This window comes from Marinitenerispora sediminis (genome assembly GCF_003336425.1).
Lineage (GTDB): Bacteria > Actinomycetota > Actinomycetes > Streptosporangiales > Streptosporangiaceae > Marinitenerispora > Marinitenerispora sediminis.
In genome coordinates this window covers 1-1085 of sequence record NZ_QEIO01000317.1, presented here as the reverse complement: position 1 = coordinate 1085, position 1085 = coordinate 1, and the positions used below count along the sequence as shown (strand labels likewise).

Genomic DNA, 1085 nt, shown 5'->3' with positions numbered 1-1085 from the left:
CCCTCCCCCTTTCCCCCGCAAGGAGAACCGCTCTCATGGACGTCCTCCCCGTCCTGTTCCTCACCGGCCTGGTCGTGGGCTACTTCGTGCTCGCGGGTTGCGACATCGGGCTCGGCATGCTGCTGCCCCACCTGGCCCGGCGTCCGGCCGAGCGGCGGCGGGTCGCCGCCGCCCTGGCGCCCTACTTCCTGGGCAGCGAGGTGTGGCTGGTCGCGGCGGTGGGGGTGGTCGCCGGGCTGTTCCCCGAGCTCAAGAGCGCTGTGCTGGTGGGCTTGTGGCCGGTGTTCGTCGCCGTCCTGGCGGGGTGGCTGTGCCGCGACGCCGGCCTGTGGTTCCGCGCCCGGGTGGACTCGGCGGCGTGGCGGCGGTGCTGGGACGCCGCGATCGTCGCGGGCAGCTGGGTGCTGGCTCTCGGCTGGGGTCTGGTGTTCGGTGCCCTGCTCTCGGGCGGGAAGCTCGCGCACCCGTTCCCGGTGGCGTGCGCGGCGGCGGTCGCCGCGCTGTTCGCGCTGCGCGGCGCGGCCTTCGGCGCCGAGCGGCTGGTGCCCGCGGCCGGCGAGCCGCCGCACGGCGGCGCGGCGGGCGACGACGCCGAGTGCGCCGACGTGGCGGCGCGGGCCACCCGGGTGCTGGCGCGCGTCGCGCTGGGCGCGGTCGCGATCGCCGCGGCCGCGGCGCTGCTCCCGGGCGGGGGCGCCGCGGACCGGCCGTGGGCCGCCGCCGCGGTGGCGGCCGGGCTGCTCGCCGTGCTCGCCGCGACGTCGGGCCTGTCGGGACCGCGCTGGTCGCGGCACACCTCCGCCATCGCCATGGCGCTGCCCGCGGCGTGCGTGGCCGCGGCCGTGGACCTGCCCATCACGCCGGCCCCCTCCGGCACCCTCGTGCTCGTGGGCATCGCCGTCGTGCCGGCGCTGCCGGTGATGATCGGCGGCCAGGTGCTGCTGTACCGGGCCCTGCGCCGCCCGGCGGTGCCCTCCGGGTTCTTCGGCTAGATGATTGAGTCCGATGTCTTCAGTGGTCGTAGGCGATGAGCGAGCGTTTGACCGGGGCGCCGGTCTCCCAGTTGTGCCAGATCACCGCGGCCA

The 1085-nt window shown here is 77.1% G+C and carries 1 protein-coding gene; it reads left to right on the top strand.

Annotated elements, in window-relative coordinates:
• Positions 1–35 precede the first annotated feature (35 nt).
• Entirely contained in the window at positions 36–992 is a 957-nt protein-coding gene (locus tag DEF28_RS26565; protein ID WP_114400934.1) for a cytochrome d ubiquinol oxidase subunit II, read from the top strand.
• The last annotated feature ends 93 nt before the right edge of the window (positions 993–1085 follow it).

What these genes read in the sequence shown, in the direction of transcription:
- DEF28_RS26565 (WP_114400934.1), top strand. Translation starts at nt 36, where the DNA reads ATGGACGTCCTCCCCGTCCTGTTCCTCACCGGCCTGGTCGTGGGCTAC.